Origin of the sequence: Pseudomonas sp. efr-133-TYG-103a (assembly GCF_030209235.1) — a bacterium.
Taxonomy (GTDB): domain Bacteria; phylum Pseudomonadota; class Gammaproteobacteria; order Pseudomonadales; family Pseudomonadaceae; genus Aquipseudomonas.
The window spans coordinates 73,395-91,614 of record NZ_JARVSK010000002.1 but is presented as its reverse complement, the minus strand read 5'-3'; the positions used below and the strand labels follow the sequence as shown (position 1 = coordinate 91,614).

17 protein-coding genes are annotated in these 18,220 nt (G+C 58.4%); 6 read left to right on the top strand and 11 right to left on the bottom strand.

What is annotated here, in order from left to right; translation table 11 throughout:
• Positions 1-402: 402 nt before the first annotated feature.
• Together QRN36_RS02330 and argF are read right to left on the bottom strand one after the other, a co-directional pair.
• On the bottom strand, positions 403-1,482 hold the full coding sequence (locus QRN36_RS02330; RefSeq protein ID WP_285422651.1) for an ABC transporter ATP-binding protein: 1,080 nt from the start codon (positions 1,480-1,482) through the stop codon (positions 403-405).
• Complete coding sequence (gene argF / locus QRN36_RS02325) at positions 1,479-2,399, bottom strand: ornithine carbamoyltransferase (RefSeq protein WP_093461235.1); 921 nt, start codon at positions 2,397-2,399, stop codon at positions 1,479-1,481. The genes QRN36_RS02330 and argF overlap by 4 nt, the downstream gene beginning before the upstream one ends.
• Positions 2,400-2,860: 461 nt before the next feature.
• Here argF and QRN36_RS02320 point away from each other — a divergent pair, with 461 nt between their 5' ends.
• From QRN36_RS02320 to grxD, 3 genes are all read left to right on the top strand, one after another.
• On the top strand, positions 2,861-3,163 hold the full coding sequence (locus QRN36_RS02320) for a hypothetical protein (protein ID WP_093461232.1): 303 nt from the start codon (positions 2,861-2,863) through the stop codon (positions 3,161-3,163).
• Positions 3,164-3,310: 147 nt separating this feature from the next.
• Positions 3,311-5,419, top strand: coding sequence for a molybdopterin oxidoreductase family protein (locus tag QRN36_RS02315; protein WP_285422650.1), 2,109 nt, complete (start codon positions 3,311-3,313; stop codon positions 5,417-5,419).
• Between the two features lie 115 nt (positions 5,420-5,534).
• Positions 5,535-5,864, top strand: a complete 330-nt coding sequence (gene grxD / locus QRN36_RS02310; protein ID WP_093461226.1) for a Grx4 family monothiol glutaredoxin — start codon at positions 5,535-5,537, stop codon at positions 5,862-5,864.
• A gap of 168 nt (positions 5,865-6,032) precedes the next feature.
• On the opposite strand, the gene bfr is transcribed toward grxD, so the two are convergent.
• The 4 genes from bfr to pyrC all read right to left on the bottom strand — a co-directional run bounded on the left by bfr (position 6,033) and on the right by pyrC (position 8,890).
• Complete coding sequence (gene bfr, locus QRN36_RS02305; protein WP_037012292.1) at positions 6,033-6,509, bottom strand: bacterioferritin; 477 nt, start codon at positions 6,507-6,509, stop codon at positions 6,033-6,035.
• A 201-nt stretch (positions 6,510-6,710) separates the two neighbouring features.
• Positions 6,711-6,929 (bottom strand): bacterioferritin-associated ferredoxin, encoded by a 219-nt coding sequence (locus tag QRN36_RS02300; RefSeq protein WP_092410435.1) that lies wholly within the window; start codon positions 6,927-6,929, stop codon positions 6,711-6,713.
• A 240-nt stretch (positions 6,930-7,169) separates the two neighbouring features.
• Positions 7,170-7,847, bottom strand: a complete 678-nt coding sequence (gene rnt, locus QRN36_RS02295) for a ribonuclease T (protein ID WP_285422649.1) — start codon at positions 7,845-7,847, stop codon at positions 7,170-7,172.
• Positions 7,844-8,890: a dihydroorotase gene (pyrC, locus tag QRN36_RS02290; RefSeq protein ID WP_285422648.1), complete on the bottom strand. Its 1,047-nt coding sequence runs from the start codon at positions 8,888-8,890 to the stop codon at positions 7,844-7,846. Before pyrC ends, rnt begins: the two co-directional genes overlap by 4 nt.
• Positions 8,891-9,037: 147 nt before the next feature.
• Here pyrC and QRN36_RS02285 point away from each other — a divergent pair, with 147 nt between their 5' ends.
• Together QRN36_RS02285 and QRN36_RS02280 are read left to right on the top strand one after the other, a co-directional pair.
• Positions 9,038-10,009 (top strand): OmpA family protein, encoded by a 972-nt coding sequence (locus QRN36_RS02285; protein ID WP_285422647.1) that lies wholly within the window; start codon positions 9,038-9,040, stop codon positions 10,007-10,009.
• A 130-nt stretch (positions 10,010-10,139) separates the two neighbouring features.
• Positions 10,140-11,357 (top strand): argininosuccinate synthase, encoded by a 1,218-nt coding sequence (locus QRN36_RS02280; protein ID WP_062387973.1) that lies wholly within the window; start codon positions 10,140-10,142, stop codon positions 11,355-11,357.
• 129 nt (positions 11,358-11,486) lie between these two features.
• Here QRN36_RS02280 and QRN36_RS02275 read toward each other — a convergent pair whose 3' ends face one another.
• Positions 11,487-12,041 (bottom strand): hypothetical protein, encoded by a 555-nt coding sequence (locus QRN36_RS02275; RefSeq protein ID WP_285422646.1) that lies wholly within the window; start codon positions 12,039-12,041, stop codon positions 11,487-11,489.
• 1,143 nt (positions 12,042-13,184) lie between these two features.
• Between QRN36_RS02275 and QRN36_RS02270 the strand changes: the two genes are divergently transcribed.
• A complete protein-coding gene (locus QRN36_RS02270) occupies positions 13,185-13,811 on the top strand; it encodes a response regulator transcription factor (protein WP_093461208.1) in 627 nt (208 codons plus the stop codon).
• 107 nt (positions 13,812-13,918) lie between these two features.
• Here the strand turns inward: QRN36_RS02270 and QRN36_RS02265 are convergent, their stop codons facing one another.
• The 4 genes from QRN36_RS02265 to metG all read right to left on the bottom strand — a co-directional run bounded on the left by QRN36_RS02265 (position 13,919) and on the right by metG (position 18,057).
• On the bottom strand, positions 13,919-14,101 hold the full coding sequence (locus QRN36_RS02265; protein ID WP_285422645.1) for a PA3496 family putative envelope integrity protein: 183 nt from the start codon (positions 14,099-14,101) through the stop codon (positions 13,919-13,921).
• A gap of 105 nt (positions 14,102-14,206) precedes the next feature.
• On the bottom strand, positions 14,207-14,845 hold the full coding sequence (gene nth, locus QRN36_RS02260; protein WP_285422644.1) for an endonuclease III: 639 nt from the start codon (positions 14,843-14,845) through the stop codon (positions 14,207-14,209).
• Between the two features lie 85 nt (positions 14,846-14,930).
• The gene (rsxB, locus tag QRN36_RS02255; protein WP_285422643.1) at positions 14,931-15,968 is read right to left on the bottom strand and encodes an electron transport complex subunit RsxB; all 1,038 of its coding nucleotides are present in this window, start codon (positions 15,966-15,968) and stop codon (positions 14,931-14,933) included.
• Between the two features lie 46 nt (positions 15,969-16,014).
• On the bottom strand, positions 16,015-18,057 hold the full coding sequence (metG, locus tag QRN36_RS02250; RefSeq protein ID WP_285422642.1) for a methionine--tRNA ligase: 2,043 nt from the start codon (positions 18,055-18,057) through the stop codon (positions 16,015-16,017).
• Positions 18,058-18,220: the final 163 nt, after the last annotated feature.

Genomic DNA, 18,220 nt, shown 5'->3' with positions numbered 1-18,220 from the left:
TGTGGGGTTGCCAGGTTCGTGTCGAGCACAAAACTCGAAGGCTGATGGTCACGCGGTATCTCTCCGGCGAACATATCGGCCCCATCGCGAGCAAGCTCACTCCCACAGGGATCTCCGGGCATTCCCGATTCTTCTGCTAGACACGAATTCTGTAGGAGCGCGCTTGCCCGCGAAGGCTGAATTCCAGACGCTAGATCTGTACGGCATGCATCGGCCTTTTCCTGGCTGAAGCCGGTCCTGCAGACGTTGCGAATTTTGTGTAGGACCGGCTTCAGCCGGGAAGGCGTCAGGTATTACGCCGTTGATCGAAGGGGCGTTGAGGACAGTTGGCTCACCCCCACACGATTCCAGCGTCTGCCGGTATCAGGTCAGGCACAAAACCCTGTGCTTGAAGCCTGTTTGTCAGACCGTCGCTTCTTGATGCACTGGCACGCTGCCCGCGGCGCGGAACAGGACCAGGTGTTCCGCGCAGACGCTGATGCCGACTTCGTCCCCTGCGCGCAGGTCGGCATGGCTCGGAAACAGCGCCTCCAGCTGAGTGCCGGTGGGCAATTGCAGGCGATACAGCGTCGACGCGCCCTGAAATGTTTTGTTCGTCACCTTCGCCTTCAATGCGCTTTCCGGTGTGTACACGATGTCGTCAGGTCGCAGAAGGACGTCCATCGCCGTTCCACTGATGCCTGGATAGGCGCGATTGCCGCGCAGAATGCCGAGTTCGGTCTGCACGGATTCCGCGTCAATCATCTGCCCACGGATGAAATACCCCTGTCCGACAAAGCTCGCGACATAAGGTGTAGCCGGTTCGTGATAGAGGTTGTAAGGCGTATCCCACTGTTCCAGCCGGCCTTCCTTGAACACGCCGACATGATCGCTGACCGCGAACGCCTCTTCCTGATCGTGGGTCACCAGAATCGCGCTGGTGCCGCGCGCTTTGAGGATGTCGCGCACTTCATGGCTCAAGCGGCGACGCAACTCGCCGTCGAGGTTGGAAAACGGCTCGTCCAGCAGCAGCAACTGCGGTTCCGGCGCGAGGGCTCGGGCCAGCGCAACGCGTTGCTGCTGACCGCCGGACAGTTCGTGGGGATGGCGCTTGCCCAGCGCGCCGAGATTGACCAGATCCAGCATTTCTTGAACGACCTGCGTCAAACGCGGATGGTTGCGGATGCCGAATGCAATGTTATCGGCGACAGTGAGGTGCGGGAACAGTGCGTAGTCCTGAAACACCATGCCGATTCGACGCTTCTCCGGCGCCAGGGTGAATCCGGCTTTGGAGATGACTTCGCCCGCCAGCACGATCTCGCCTTCGTGCACCGGTTCGAAGCCGGCAATGGCGCGAAGTGTCGTGGTTTTACCGCAGCCTGAAGAGCCCAGCAGGCAACCGATGTCGCCCGGATTGAGGTGCAGGTTGAGATTCTGCACCACCAGATGGTCCTGATAGCCGCAGGCGAGGTCGCGCAGTTTCAGCAGCATGGCATCACTCACTCAGGCGTGTAGGCCGGCGCGACAAGGAATTCCAGCAGCGCTTTCTGGGCGTGCAGGCGGTTTTCGGCCTGATCCCACGCGACGGAACGGACGTCATCGAGCAAGTCTTCGCTGATTTCCTCGCCCCGATGCGCTGGCAGGCAGTGCATGAACACGACGTCTTCGGCTGCCAGGTCCAGCAGCGCGCGGGTGACCTGGAACGGTTTGAACAAGGCGATGCGCTTGGCGGTTTCCTCTTCCTGGCCCATGGAGGTCCAGACGTCAGTGCTGACCAGATGCGCACCCTTGACCGCTTCACGCGGATCGCGGGTCACCGTCACGCGATCGCCCGCCAGCGCCATGAATTGCGGGTTGGGCTCATAACCTTCGGGGCAGGCGACGCGCAGCTGGAAGTCGAACTGGATGGCCGCTTCTATATAGCTGTTGCACATGTTGTTGCCATCGCCGATCCAGGCCACGGTCTTGCCCTTGATCGAGCCACGATGCTCAAGGTAGGTCTGCATGTCCGCCAACAACTGGCAGGGATGCAGATCGTCGGACAGACCGTTGATGACGGGCACCCGCGAATGAGCGGCGAATTCGGTGAGGTTGCCATGGGCGAAGGTGCGGATCATCACCGCGTCGACCATCCGCGACATGACGCGTGCGCCGTCGGCAATCGGCTCGCCACGACCCAACTGAGTGTCGCGGGGAGAGAGAAAAATGGCCTGGCCGCCGAGTTGAATCATCCCGGCTTCAAACGAAACCCGGGTACGAGTCGAAGATTTCTCGAAGATCATCGCCAGGATCCGGCCCTTGAGCGGCTCGAACAGAACCCCTCGATTTCGCAGGTCCTTCAGCTCAATGCCGCGACGAATCACGCCGACCAGCTCATCGGGCGTGTAATCCATCATCGAGAGAAAGTGCCTTGCGCTCATCATTAACTACCTTGTCTGCAACAGACCGCAGATCCTCTAAGCCGGGTTTTATCGGGAAAACGGGCGAGACCTGCGGCAAAAGCCGCACGGGGCGACGAATAGGGAAGGCGCGAGGGTATAAGAAAATGTCGCCTGATGCCAAGGCCTGACATGTTTCAAAGCCGCAGTCAGACGTTCGGTCGCTTAAAATTGGCGGTTTCAGAACACATCCGCCTCAACCTGGTGCTAGAGTGTTGCCTGATGGAAGGCAATTTGCCACTCTACGCCATCGTTGTGGATCCGATGGTGGACGAATGCCCGCTGTATCGCGTGGCGTTCGGTGCATTGCTACTGGATTCGCAACAGTCGAAATCGGGCATAAGGCCTTATGCGACATGCTTCACGCCGCGGAAAACCGGACGTTTCCTAAAACATCGGTGTGGGTTATAAAGGCCGCTTATGTACTCCAAAGGGGGTGAGGAATGGATTCAAAAGAGAAACAACTGACGGAACTGCTCGGGTTGACTGCCCGCACCCTGACGCACCTCACCGCTTCCATGACCTCGATGTCTTTCGAGCTGATGCGCAGTGAAGATGAAGTCACGCGCTCGGCAGGCCGTCGGATGATCGACCGTATGGCGACCATCAGTTCTGGTCTGGACGACCACTGGCGTCTGATCGGCGAACTGACCGGCGTGCAAGTGTCGCAAGAGCAGGTCGAGACCGTTCACGAGATCCAGATGCAGCGCAAAGTCGTCACGCCCATCGGTGGCTCGGCGTCCTGATTCCCTCCTGATTGCCCCGGCGAGCTATCGGCTCGCCTGATGCCGTCCGATTCACGGCACTGAAGTCTCTGGCGAAGCACTGCGTCAGGCTCCATAGTTTTGTAACCGCGATCGCCCCGATCGCCATACAAAAACATGAGGCTGGCGATGACCAAGACTCTTCACTACCGGGCCTGTCACCTGTGTGAGGCCATCTGCGGCCTTGCCATCGAAACCACCCGCCAGGACGATGCCTCGACGCTGATCAGCTCGATCAAGGGCGACGCGCTGGATACGTTCAGTCGCGGACACATCTGCCCCAAAGCCGTCGCGTTGCAGGATATTCAGACCGATCCCGATCGTTTGCGTCAGCCCATGCAGCGCGTCGGCACGCAATGGAAGCCGATTGAATGGCAGGCCGCTTTCGAGCTGGTCGCCGAGCGTCTGGCCGATGTCCAGCAGCGTTACGGGCAAAATGCGGTGGCGGTGTATCAGGGTAACCCCAGTGTTCACAACTACGGGCTGATGACCCACAGCAACTACTTTCTCGGCTTGCTGAAAACACGCAACCGCTACTCGGCGACTTCGGTGGATCAGCTTCCGCATCACCTCACCAGTTACCTGATGTATGGCCACGGCTTGCTGTTGCCGATTCCCGATATCGATCACACAGACTTCATGCTCATTCTGGGGGGCAATCCGCTGGCTTCCAACGGCAGCATCATGACCGTCCCCGATGTGGAAAAGCGCCTCAAGGCCATTCAGGCGCGAGGTGGCAAGGTGGTCGTGGTTGATCCGCGTCGCAGCGAAACCGCCGCCATCGCCGATCAGCACCTTTTCATTCGTCCGGGCGGCGATGCGGCATTGCTGTTCGGGGTGTTGCACACGTTGTTCGCCGAGGGCGTGACCCGCGAGAGTCACCTGGCCGTGGATGGGCTGGACGAGGTGCGCAGTGCGATTGCCGAGATGAGCGCCGAGGCCATGAGCGCGCGATGCGGCATACCGGCCGGGCAGATCCGCCAACTGGCGCGGGACTTTGCCAGCGCCGGGAGTGCGGTCTGTTACGGGCGCATGGGGGTTTCGACTCAGGCGTTCGGCACGCTCTGCCATTGGCTGGTGCAACTGATCAATCTGGTCACCGGCAACCTGGACCGCCCCGGCGGCGCGTTGTGCACCCAGCCTGCGCTGGATCTGGTGGCTTCGACATCCGGCGGCGGTTTCAATCGCTGGCAGAGCCGTGTTTCGGGCTTGCCGGAATACAGCGGCGAGCTGCCGGTTTCAGCGCTGGCTGAAGAGATGCTGACCGAAGGCGAGGGGCAGGTAAAAGCCCTCATCACGGTCGCGGGTAACCCGGTGCTGTCCACGCCCAACGGGCGCAGGCTCGATGAGGCGCTGGAAGGTCTGGATTTCATGCTCAGCATCGATCTGTACATCAACGAAACCACGCGACACGCCGACCTGATCCTGCCCTCGACGTCCGCACTGGAAAACGACCACTACGACACCACGTTCAACATGTTCGCGGTGCGCAATGTCACACGTTTCAATCGCGCCATCCTGGCTAAACCCGAGGGTGCACTGCATGACTGGGAGATATTCGTCGGGCTGGCTCGGGCGTTCGCCGCCAGGGCCGGACGTGAGCTGAAGCCGACGCTGTCGCCCGCGCAAATTGTCGATCGCGGGTTGCGTGCGGGACTTTACGGCGATGAATCGCCGCACAGACTGTCGCTGGAAACGCTGTACGCGCATCCTCACGGGCTGGATCTGGGGGCATTGCAACCTAATCTGGTGACCCGCCTGAAAACGGCGAATCAGCGCGTGCAGGCTGCGCCTTCGGTGATTCTGGCCGACCTTGCGCGGTTTGCGCAGTCATCCACACCACAGGCGGGCGAATTGCTGATGATTGGCCGCCGGCACGTGCGCAGCAACAACTCGTGGATGCACAACTATCACCGCCTGGTGAAAGGCAAGCCGCGTCATCAATTGCTGATGCATCCTGCAGACCTGGCCACGCGCGGCCTGAGCGACGGTCAGCGTGTGCGGGTGAGCTCACGCGTCGGCGTCATCGAGGTGGAGGTGTCGAGCAGCGCCGACATGATGCCGGGCGTCGTGAGCCTGCCCCATGGCTGGGGGCACGAGAGGGCGGGTGTGCGAATGGAGATAGCCAGGGGGCAGCCCGGCGTCAGCGCCAATGACCTGACCGACGAGCGGCAACTGGACGCCTTGTCCGGAAACGCCGCGCTCAACGGTGTTCCGGTGACCGTCGCTGCGGCATGACGCTCATCATATTTCTCACCGTGCTAAGGCCAAGACCGAGCTTTACGCTGGGGATTCCGTTACAATGCGCCACCGTGTCGACTCATACAGTCGTAAAGTTAAGCCGAGGTGCTCCATGGATATCATCGAAACGATCAAAGACCAGATTGCCAAAAACACCGTTCTGCTTTACATGAAAGGCGCTCCGAATGCCCCGCAGTGTGGCTTCTCGGCCAAGGCGTCTCAGGCACTGATGGCGTGTGGCGAAAAGTTCGCGTACGTCGATATCCTGCAGAACCCGGAAATCCGCGCCAACCTGCCAAAATACGCCAACTGGCCGACTTTCCCGCAGCTGTGGGTCGACGGTGAACTGGTGGGCGGCAGCGACATCATCGTTGAAATGCACGCCGCTGGTGAACTGCAACCGCTGATCAAGGCCGCCGTTGAGAAGAACGCGACTGCCTGATTCACCCGGTTGCCCAAAAGCCCCGGTCTCGATCGAGATGCGGGGCTTTTTTGTGCGCGGGTATCGCTCAAATCAGACAAAGGCGGGTAGCCATTTGCGGAAAACCGCGCATAAAAAAGCCCCGCCAGGCTCACACCAGGCAGGGCATTTTTGACTGCGAAGCTGGAATCAGCCTTCTTCGCCCATCTGCGACTGCAGGTAGTTCTCGATACCAACCTTGTCGATCAGGCCCAGCTGGGTTTCCAGCCAGTCGATATGCTCTTCTTCGGATTCGAGAATATCTTCCAGCATTTCACGGCTGCCGAAATCACCCACGGTTTCGCAGTGAGCGATCGCCGCCTTGAGGTCGGCGTGGCCTTTACGCTCGATCCTCAGGTCGCATTCGAGCATTTCCTTGGTGTGCTCACCGATCAGGATCTTGCCCAAGTCCTGCAGGTTAGGCAGGCCTTCCAGGAACAGGATGCGCTTGATCAGCTTGTCCGCGTGTTTCATCTCGTCGATGGATTCGTGGTACTCGTGCTTGCCCAGCTTGTTCAGGCCCCAATCTTCATACATGCGGGCATGCAGAAAGTACTGGTTGATTGCGACCAGCTCGTTTCCGAGGATCTTGTTGAGATGCTGGATGACTGTAATGTCGCCTTTCATTATCGAGGTCCTGTCGAAGGTGTTCGTATATAAGCCGCAAGTCTGAGCCCGATATAAACGCGTGTCAAACCTAAGTTATTGAATAATAAGTGAAAATAAATAGGAATAAGAATGTTTGTGTTCCGCATCTTGACGCTAAGCAATTGAATTACAGGCATAAAAAAACCGGACACAAGGTCCGGTTCTCTAAAATCGATTGGCTCAGGCTGCTGAAAATTCTGCGGGATATGCGAGCGCCGCCTGCGTAGTCTGCAATTCGGTCAGGGTTTCACGTACCACTTCCTTCGCCAGGCAGGCACATTTCCCACATTTACTGGCGACACCCAGGGTCTCGCGCACTTCACGATAGCTGCAGCATCCTTCCATGATCGCTTCGCGGATTTGTCCGTCGGTGACACCTTGGCAGAGGCAGACATACATAAAAAGTAACCGTCGCTGAGTTATTTGCTCAATGCGAAAGATACTAATGTTAATGAGAATGCTTGTCAAAACTACTTCTGCTTCGTCCAGTGACGACCGATGAGTGGTCAGATGAGGACTCGCATGATGATAAGTGATGGCGCATGCCAAGACGCTCTATGTCTGGCCTTCCTGGAATCGTGTGCAAGTTTGTGCAATAAAAAACCGGCCCAATGGCCGGTTTTTCAGCAAGCGCAGGACTCAGTCGTTGAAGTCGTGCCAGCCGCCCATTTCTTTCCAGCGATTGACGATGCCGCAGAACAGCTCCGCCGTCTTCTCGGTGTCGTAGCGAGCCGAGTGAGCCTCACGACCGTCGAAGTCGATGTCCGCAGACTGACAAGCCTTGGCCAGCACAGTCTGCCCGTAGGCAAGGCCCGCCAGCGTCGCAGTATCGAAACTTGAGAATGGATGGAACGGGTTACGTTTCATGTCCAGTCGCGCAACGGCAGCATTGAGGAAGCCCAGGTCGAAGCTGGCGTTATGGCCCACCAGAATCGCGCGTTTGCAGCCGTTGGCTTTCAACGCCTTGCGGATACCGCGGAAGATATCGGTCAATGCCGTCTCTTCGCTGACCGCCATGCGCAACGGGTGGTCGAGCTTGATCCCGGTGAACTCCAGGGCTGCCGGTTCGATATTGGCGCCTTCGAACGGTTCGACGCGGAAGAAATAGGTGTGCTCGGGAAACACGTACCCTTTCTCGTCCATGCCGATCGTCGTGGCCGCAATCTCCAGCAAGGCGTCGGTGGCCGAGTTGAAGCCACCGGTTTCTACGTCGACAACGACCGGCAGGTAGCCGCGAAAGCGCGCTGCCATCGGATGCCTGGAGCCTGTGCCGCCGCCAGAACCTTCCTGATCGTCGTCGTATTGGTCTTCACTCACGCGTGTTCCTCCAGCAGGCGCCAGCGCAGTTTCTCACCGGCGCGCAGCGGGATAACGGACAGCTCGCCGAACGGCAGGCTGGCAGGCGCCGTCCACTCGTCGCGAACCAGGGTAATGGTGTCGGTGTTGGCGGGCAGGCCGTAGAACGCCGGGCCGTTGAGGCTGGCGAACCCTTCAAGCTTATCCAGGGCGTTGCGTTGCTCGAACGCTTCGGCATACAGCTCGATCGCAGCGAAGGCGGTGTAGCAGCCCGCGCAACCGCATGCTGCTTCTTTGGCATGCTGCGCGTGAGGCGCCGAGTCGGTGCCCAGGAAAAACTTGCTGCTGCCGCTGGTCGCCGCATCCAGCAGCGCCACCTGATGGGTGTTGCGCTTGAGGATCGGCAGGCAATAGAAGTGCGGGCGAATGCCGCCCACCAGCATGTGGTTGCGGTTGTACAGCAGGTGATGCGCGGTAATGGTCGCGCCGACGTTGGCCGAAGCCTCGGTGACGAACTGCACGGCGTCCGCTGTGGTGATGTGCTCGAACACCACTTTGAGGGTCGGGAAGCGCTCCACGACCCGACGCATGTGCTCATCAATGAAGATTTTTTCGCGGTCGAAGACATCGATGTCGCCGCGTGTGACTTCGCCGTGGATCAACAGGGGCATCCCGACTTCGGCCATGGCCTCGAGCACCGGGAAGATCTTGTCGACGCTGGTCACGCCCGAATCGGAGTTGGTGGTGGCGCCGGCCGGGTACAGCTTGGCAGCGTGCACGAAGCCGCTGGCCTTGGCGGCGCGGATGTCTTCGGGCTGGGTCACGTCGGTGAGGTAAAGCACCATCAATGGCTCGAAACGGCTGCCTGCGGGGCGCGCAGCCAGGATGCGCTGGCGATAGGCATCCGCTTGCTCTGCGTTGCGTACCGGCGGCACGAGGTTCGGCATGATGATGGCGCGGGCGAAGGTGCGCGCTACGTCAGCGACGGTATGGGGCAAAACAGCGCCATCACGAAGATGGATGTGCCAGTCGTCGGGGCGCAGGAGGGTCAGGCGTTCGGACATTGGGGATTCCAGGCGGGTCAAACTCGCTGGGAATGCTACCGGAAAAGACTCTTGCAGGCACTCGCTATCAAGTTTTGCAGGAAGCAACCGATAGCCCGCTGTAAGCAATGAATTTTGTAACGCCGTGAATTTTATGTGGAGCCTCCCGTGCGCCAGCGATATCTAGCCCTGCTCAGCGTGTTTGCCAGCCTGCCGGCCATGGCTCTCACTTTCCAGACCCGTCTGGAGAATATTGAGTGGAAGGTAGAAGGCGACCAGTTCGAATGCCGCCTGAGTCAGCCGATCACCGATTTCGGTGCTGGCGAATTCGTGCGTCGCGCGGGTGAGCAGGCGACTTTCCGACTGAAGGCTACCGGCTACAGCCTCGCGTCCGGTTCGGCCACTCTGATCGCCGCCGCCGCGCCGTGGCAGCCAGGGCGCAGTGACCTTAATCTGGGTGCAGTAAAAGTCGGCAACGGCGAGATCCCCTTTAACACCAATCAGGCGCAGGCTGGCCGGTTGATCGCGGGTCTGATGGAAGGGCGCAGCCCGGTGATTCGTCATGCACTGCGGGACGGCGGAGCGATGGAAGTGCGGTTGCTGCCCGTTAAATTCAGCAAAGCGTTTGGTGACTTCCAGCTGTGCACCGCCAAGTTGCTACCCATGAACTTCGAGCAAGTGCGCCAGGCCGAGATCGGTTTTCCCGGCGGCGGCATTGAGCTCGACGCGCAGGCCAAGCGCCGGCTCGATACCGTGCTCGCTTACATGAAGGCCGATCCGACCGTGAATCGGGTCGAGCTCGATGGCCATTCGGACAACAGTGGCAATCGCCTGACCAACCGTGACCTTTCGCGTCGCCGGGCGTTGGCAGTGATGGATTACCTCAAAGCCCAGGGCGTGCCCGAGGAGCAGATCACGCTGCGCTTTCACGGCGAGCAGTACCCGCTGGTGCCCAACACCAACAACGCCAACCGTGCGCGCAACCGTCGGGTGAACATTCATCTGGATCGTGTGCCGGAGCCGCAACCTGCCGTGGCACCTGTTGCCGCGCCGGCCGTGTCGCCTGCTCCAGCGCTGGCGCCTTCGCCCGTACCTGCTCCGTCTACGGCGTCAGGTGCCGCGCCAGCGAAGACCTCCTGAACGCTTGCTATTGAGTCGTGTGTTCGACAGATTCTGTCGCTTCGTCGTCAGAAGCTGTCGCGACACTGTAAATCCACGTGGTTGAACGGTAGAATCAGCGGTTTTCCGTACAACGCGTTGGAGTGATGGCATGGCGGACGTAAACAAGGTAGTTCTCGCGTATTCCGGTGGCCTGGATACTTCGGTAATCCTAAAGTGGCTGCAGGATACGTATAACTGCGAAGTGGTGACTTTTACCGCCGATCTCGGTCAGGGCGAAGAAGTCGAGCCAGCACGCGCCAAGGCGCAGGCCATGGGCGTCAAAGAAATCTACATCGACGATCTGCGCGAAGAATTCGTGCGCGATTTCGTGTTCCCGATGTTCCGCGCCAACACCGTCTACGAAGGCGAGTACCTGCTCGGTACTTCCATCGCTCGTCCGCTCATCGCCAAGCGTCTGATTGAAATCGCCAACGAAACCGGCGCCGACGCCATTTCCCACGGCGCGACCGGCAAGGGGAACGATCAGGTACGTTTCGAACTGGGCGCCTACGCGCTCAAGCCAGGCGTCAAAGTCATTGCCCCATGGCGCGAGTGGGATCTTCTGTCACGCGAAAAGCTGATGGATTACGCCGAAAAGCACGCAATCCCGATCGAGCGTCATGGCAAGAAGAAATCCCCTTACTCGATGGATGCCAACCTGCTGCACATTTCTTACGAAGGTGGCGTGCTGGAAGACACCTGGACCGAGCATGAAGAAGACATGTGGCGCTGGACCGTCTCGCCGGAAAAGGCGCCCGACCAGGCGCAGTATCTGGAACTGACCTACCGCAACGGTGACATCGTCGCCCTGGACGGCGTCGAGATGACCCCGGCCACTGTGCTGGCGACGCTCAACCGGATCGGCGGCGAACACGGCATTGGCCGTCTGGACATTGTCGAAAACCGTTACGTCGGCATGAAATCCCGTGGCTGCTACGAAACCCCTGGCGGCACCATCATGCTCAAGGCGCACCGCGCCATCGAATCGATCACGCTGGACCGCGAAGTCGCTCACCTGAAAGACGAGCTGATGCCGAAATACGCCAGCCTGATCTACACCGGCTATTGGTGGAGCCCTGAGCGTCTGATGTTGCAACAGATGATCGACGCGTCTCAGGCTCACGTGAACGGCGTGGTGCGTCTGAAGCTGTACAAGGGCAATGTCATCGTTACTGGCCGCAAGTCCGACGACTCGCTGTTCGACGCCAACATCGCAACTTTCGAAGAAGATGGCGGCGCTTACAATCAGGCGGACGCTGCCGGTTTCATCAAGCTCAACGCGCTGCGCATGCGAATTGCCGCGAACAAGAATCGCAAGCTGTTCTGATCCACTCCGTTCAAGAGCAGCCCTGTCCGGGGCTGCTCTTTTACAACGCTTGCGCTGCTACCCTTCTTTGCTCTCGTTTTTACTTAGTGCTGCTGCGTGGCTTGCATAGTCATGGCTGGGCGCACCCGATCAATCGCGATCCGCTTTATCTTCTGGCGCCGCCTGCGCCATGTCGCCGTGTTCCCGGTTCTTGTTGAACTCGCAGCGATATGCCTGACCGATATCCCAGACATCCCTGACGCCCAAGCCCAATAGTTGGGCAATTTCCGGCACCGTATATCCAAGCGTCGAGTAATGCATTGCATGACCGGCAACCACGTCGTCAACGGTCGTGGTTTCTCGGCTTCGAGCGCTGCGAGTCCGCCTCACAGGGCGGCTGTAACGAATCTTCAACCCGTTTTCACTGGCGAGGCGCTTAATGTCCTTGCGGTTCATTCGTAAGGAGTACTGCAACGCCGATACGCCGGCCCCCTTCGCCACGAGGCCCTTGAGCAGCTCCAGTTTGGTGTCCATCTCCGATTCGCAATCAGCCGCGCTCGCCGGCCCTGTCGGGTGCGCCGATTCTCCCGTCGTGCCTTCAGGAACTACATTGATGACGCCCCCGTGAGAAACATAATGCTCCACGGCATTGGCTATCTTTAGATGCTCAGCCAAGACGCCAGACGGATCTGTTTTTTTATTCATGGTTTATTCCTTTGAACGTGTTGATATACACGGCGCTGAAGCGCGCCGCAGTTCTGGATAAAAATAAACTTCGTATAAGAGGGTGCGGCCTTAAACCCGTTTATATCTTTCGTGCTATAAGCCCGGTAAGAGCATAAAAGAGTGTTAAAGACGCTAATTAATGAGTGCGTTGCAAGAAGGTGTCGTTATATCTGCGAATCGCCTGATGGCGTGCTTGAGAAAAAAGTAACGATTGGTAATTGCTTTGGCAAGTGAAAAATCCAGCGAACCGGGGTTGCCGCTTTAATATTTTTTCAGCGGCAGATCCCGAGGTAATAATGGTCTGTTAGTTATGTAGTATTTTTCTGCTTCGCTATTCATTGCTGGATATCCGGCGCGCGATGGTATTACGTGAATGTCGGAGGAGCCTCGCAGTGCGGCGAACGGTCTTTTAACGTTAGTTGAAGTTCGCTGAGCCAGCGCCTCTGCGGTGTGTCAGCGTCGCTCAAAAAGACCTCGATTTTTGGGCAAAAATGTACGGATTCGGAAGCCTCCCAAGATGGGGTAGGAATCTTCCCAAAATAAATATGTATGAAAATGTGCGTGTGTAAATGTGTACTTTCAACGGAGACATCCGCCGCCGAGATATTTTTATGCTTGCAATATTTTTTGATTTTTGTTTTCTCACATGCTCGCAAGATCAGCTTATCCTGAGTTCAGAGCATGTCATTTGAAGTTGTGCAGGCATGCGTGACATGGCGGGACAGAGGTGTTCTGAAAAGCGCCAGGACGACACGATTGAAATCCGGGCGAACGAATTTCCGGTATTCATCCATATGTCCGCCGCAGCTAACCCGTTCACCTGATGCTTCAATAAGGTATTTGTTGATGTTCCATCCTGTTGAGAAACTCGGTTCGTCGTCGAGATGGGCTTCAGCGCATTATGTTCTGGCGTTCGCCGGATGGACTGACGTCGCACGGGAAGCACCGATGAAAAAGATCACAATGGATGCGGATGTGGCAGGTTTTGTAGGATTTTTCTGTGGCTTGAGTGGGAAAGGTCTTTGCCTGCTAGTCCGTAGGGAGGAGCGCCATGCAAAGCACTAAACGACTAAGCTATTGTGCGGGCTCTGAAAATTCGAACTGCAAAGAAATGGACTGCTCATGAATAAAGTGTTGATCGTGGATGATCACCCTGTCATTCGGCTTGCCGTACGCATGTTGATGGAGCGGCATGGTTACGAGGTCATTGCCGAGACGGATAACGGCGTGGATGCCTTGCAGCTGGCGCGTGAACATTTGCCGGATATCGTGATTCTGGATATCGGGATTCCCAAGCTTGATGGCCTTGAAGTCATCGCCCGCCTGACGGCCATGACGCTGTCGTTCAAGGTTCTGATCCTTACCTCGCAAGCGCCCGGTCACTTTTCGATGCGCTGCATGCAGGCCGGTGCTGCGGGCTATGTCTGCAAACAGCAGGACCTGACCGAGTTGCTGAGCGCCATCAAGGCGGTGCTGTCCGGCTACAGCTATTTCCCGAACCAGGCGCTGCACACGGTGCGCTCAAGCCTGGGCAATGCCACCGAAGCGGAAATGGTCGACCGACTTTCCGGACGTGAAATGATGGTGCTGCAGCAACTGGCCCGCGGCAAAACCAACAAGGAGATCGCGGACGGCATGTTTCTGAGCAACAAAACCGTCAGCACCTACAAGACCCGCCTGCTGCTAAAGCTCAATGCTCACTCGCTGGTGGACCTGATCGAACTCGCCCAGCGCAACGGACTGGTATGAATGCGCGTGCTGCCAACCCGCCCTTAAGGTGGTGAGGCATCGTCGCGGGGGTGACCTGTACAGGCCAAAGCCTCTCGTGCGGTGGAGAGGCTTGAGGGGAGGGTGGTTCAGAGATCGAAATCGTAATCTACCAACTGCCGCTGCAGTCGACGTTCTTCCAGCAGATTATCAATGGTGCGGCGTTTGCTGAGATTGGTTTTAGCCGTTTCTACCGGTACTTGCGCGGCTTCGTCAGAGTCTCCGGAAACGAAGTCGTCATCCACGTCGATCTGCTCTTTGTCAGTGCTCATATGTTGACTCCAGACTTAAGCTGTCATTGGCGCACCTTATAGCGACAAACTTCAGTCCGGTAAAAAAGATTTTTTCAATCGATCAACTAGCTAGCGACCTATCGCTCAATCGTCGGAGGTTTTGTGCTTGTACTCGCACAGGTCCTCAATCCGGCAGCTGCCACACCGAGGCTTGCGCGCAATACAGACGTAACGGCCGTGAAGAATCAACCAGTGGTGGGCGTCGAGCAGATAATTCCGAGGCACGAACTTCATCAGTTTGTTTTCCACTTCAACCACGTTCTTGCCCGGTGCGATCCCGGTACGGTTGCTGACGCGGAAGATGTGCGTGTCGACGGCCATGGCGAGCTGGCGAAACGCAGTATTGAGCACAACGTTGGCTGTCTTGCGTCCTACACCGGGGAGTGCCTCCAGCGCTTCGCGCGTTTGCGGCACTTCGCCGCCGTGGAGCTCAATCAGCATGCGGCACGTCTCGATGACGTTCTTCGCCTTGCTGTTGTAGAGGCCGATGGTTTTGATGTACTCCGACAGCCCCTCCACGCCCAATGCGTAGATCGCCTGCGCGGTGTTCGCGACCGGGTAGAGCCGCGCCGTTGCCTTGTTCACGCTGACATCGGTAGCTTGCGCCGAGAGAATGACAGCAATCAGCAATTCGAACGGCGTGGTGTAGGCCAATTCAGTTTTAGGATCAGGATTGTCCTCGTGAAGGCGACGAAAGATTTCCAGACGTTTTGCTGCATTCATGAAAAGCGTATTCCTTGAGGAACGGTCGGGCGCGTGTCGCGGCTTCGGTAGATCGTGTGATGCTTGGGCTCACCTCAAGCGGGCGTCAATCAGGTTTGCCAGTGGCCAGATCAAATGAAGCCAGATGCTCAGCAGCCTGATCGACTTCGTTGCCAAGCGCTGCAATGTGCTCAGCGCAGGCGTGAGCCGCAATGGCTTTATTCAGCGCGGCACGGCGCATCGCCAGCTGGATTTTCGCGCGGTTCATGCCCGCAGTATCGACTTTGGCGGCGACCGGAGAAGGCGCCGGCTTCGGTGCTGCGGGAGCGCTTTCGAGTAGCTCTGCCAGTCCGCGTTCGGCTTCGTCAAATTCGCGCCCCAATTCAACCAACCTTGCCGCTTGCTCGGCCGTGGGTGGATGGCCAAACGCTTTGAGCGACTTGTGAAGCTGCGCCCGGCTCATGCTGACGTTAATGCGTGCCTGTTTGAGTGCCGCATCGTTGTCCGCGGCTCGTTGCAGACGGACGCGCTCCAGTGCCGCCTGCACCGGATCGGCGGGCGTGAGGCTGGCCGCAGGAGGCCGCTGCTGTCGGGCCAGACGCTCGGCCTGACGCTGTTTCTCTTCGCGTTCAAGGCGAGAATTGCGTGCTTCGAAACGCTGGCGTGCATGCCCGCGCTTGGTGGCCCGAGCGAGGCGCTGAGCTTCGTTTGATGCAAGTCCACCGACGACAGGCACGACAGAGGCGATAGGCAGCGGATGCAGTTCGATGCAATCGACCGGGCAGGGCGCCACGCACAAATCGCAGCCAGTGCATTCATCGACGATAACGGTGTGCATGAGTTTGGCCGCGCCGACGATGGCGTCCACCGGGCACGCCTGGATGCATTTGGTGCATCCGATGCACTCGGCTTCGCGAATGAACGCGACTTGCGCAGGCGCGCTTCCGCGATCGTTATCCAGTGCGATGATGGGCACATTCAGCAGGCGCGCGACTGCCGCGATGGTTTCGTCACCGCCGGGTGGGCATTTGTTGATCGCTTCGCCGTTGGCGATGCCTTCGGCGTAGGGCTTGCATCCTGGGTGGCCGCATTTGCCGCATTGGGTTTGCGGCAACAAGGCATCGATGCGCTGAATCAGGTTCATGCGTTGACCAGACTGGCGATCCGCAGATCGCCAGCCACGTTCAGGGTTACTTGATGCGTTGACCTGGCTTGGCGCCGCTGTCAGGGCTCAGCAGGTAGATTTCTTCACCGCCAGGGCCTGCTGCCATCACCATGCCTTCGGAAATGCCGAAACGCATTTTCCGGGGCTTGAGGTTGGCAATCATCATGGTCAGGCGACCTTCGAGCTCAGCCGGGTTCGGGTAAGCGCTCTTGATGCCGGAGAACACGTTGCGCTTCTCGTCGCCGATGTCGAGGGTCAGGCGCAGCAGCTTATCGGCACCTTCGACATGCTCGGCTTTTTCGATCAGCGCGACGCGCAGGTCAATGGCGGCGAACGCGTCGAAATCGATTTCCGGCGACAGCGGGTCCTTGGTCAGTTCACCGTTGCCTTGCGGACCCGTATCGGTGGCGCTGGCTGCCAGATCTTCTTTCGAGGCAGTGGTCATGGCTTCCACTTTTGCTGGATCGATGCGCGTCATCAGTGCCTGGAACGGATTGAGCTGATGGTTGCTCAGCAGCGTCAGGTGATCGTCCCAGGTCAACGGCGGGACGTTCAGGAACTGCTCGGCATCGGCCGCCAGATTCGGCAGGACGGGCTTGAGGAAGATCACCAGCTGGCGGAACAGGTTGATGCCCAGCGCGCAGATGGCCTGAACTTCGTCCTGTTTGCCTTCTTGCTTGGCCAGCGACCACGGTGCTTTGTCGGCGATCCAGGCGTTGGCGCGATCTGCCAGTGCCATGATTTCCCGCATGGCCCGTGCAAAGTCCCGTGCCTCATAAGCTTCGGCGATGCTCGGCGCGGCAGCGAGGAAGGCATCGGTCAGCTCCGGCGCGGCATTGCCCGCCACCAGCACGCCTGCGTTGCCCTTATGAATGAAGCCTGCACAGCGGCTTGCGATGTTGACCACTTTGCCGATCAGGTCGGAATTGACCTTTTGCACGAAGTCTTCGAGGTTCAGGTCCAGGTCGTCGACGCCGCGGCCCAGCTTGGCTGCGTAGTAATAGCGCAGGTATTCCGGCGAAAGGTGCTCAAGGTAGGTGCGCGCCTTGATGAACGTGCCGCGGGATTTCGACATCTTCTGGCCGTTGACCGTCAGGTAGCCGTGGACATTGATCGCGGTGGGCTTGCGGAAGCCCGAACCTTCGAGCATGGCCGGCCAGAACAGGGCGTGGAAATTGACGATGTCCTTGCCGATGAAATGGTAAAGCTCGGTCGTGGAATCCTTGTTCCAGAATGCGTCGAAGTCCAGACCTGACGTGCGGTCGCACAGGTTCTTGAAGCTTGCCATGTAGCCGATGGGTGCATCCAGCCATACGTAGAAGTATTTGCCAGGTTCACCCGGAATCTCGAAACCGAAATACGGCGCATCGCGGGAGATGTCCCACTGCTGCAGGCCCGAGTCAAGCCACTCCGACAACTTGTTGGCCACAGCGTCCTGCAGGGTGCCGCTGCGGGTCCAGCTCTTGAGCATGGCGTCGAAGGCGGGCAGGTCGAAGAAGAAGTGCTTGGAATCCTTGAGAACGGGCGTGGCTCCGGAAATCGCCGATTTCGGGTCTTTCAGGTCGGTCGGTGCGTACGTAGCGCCGCATTTCTCGCAGTTGTCGCCGTACTGATCTTCAGTGCCGCATTTCGGGCAGGTGCCTTTGATGAAGCGGTCGGCCAGGAACATTTTCTTTTCCGGGTCGAAATACTGCGTGACCGAGCGCGTGGCGATGTGGCCAGCGTCGCGCAGACGTGTGTAGATCAGGCTCGACAGCTCGCGGTTTTCTTCGGCGTGAGTGGAATGGAAGTTGTCGAAGTTGACCAGGAAGTCGGCAAAGTCGGCGCTGTGTTCAGCCTGAACGTTGGCGATCAGTTGCTCCGGGGTGATGCCTTCCTTTTCTGCACGCAGCATGATGGCCGAGCCATGGGCGTCGTCCGCGCACACATAAATGCACTGGTTGCCGCGGTGCTTCTGGAAGCGCACCCACATGTCGGTCTGGATGTACTCGAGCATGTGGCCAAGGTGAATGGAACCATTGGCATAGGGCAGGGCGCTGGTGACGAGAATCTTGCGTGGCTCGGACATGGGGCTCGGCTACTTGAAGTGAAACGGAGGTCGGCCACTATAAAGGCCTGAGCGTTTTTTTTCATCCCGCACAGCGTGTGGGAATCGGCTTCGCGAGTCATGGGTAAAAACCCGGCCCCTCTTATTCCGACGAACGCGGTAGGATAGCCGCCTGTTTTGCTCA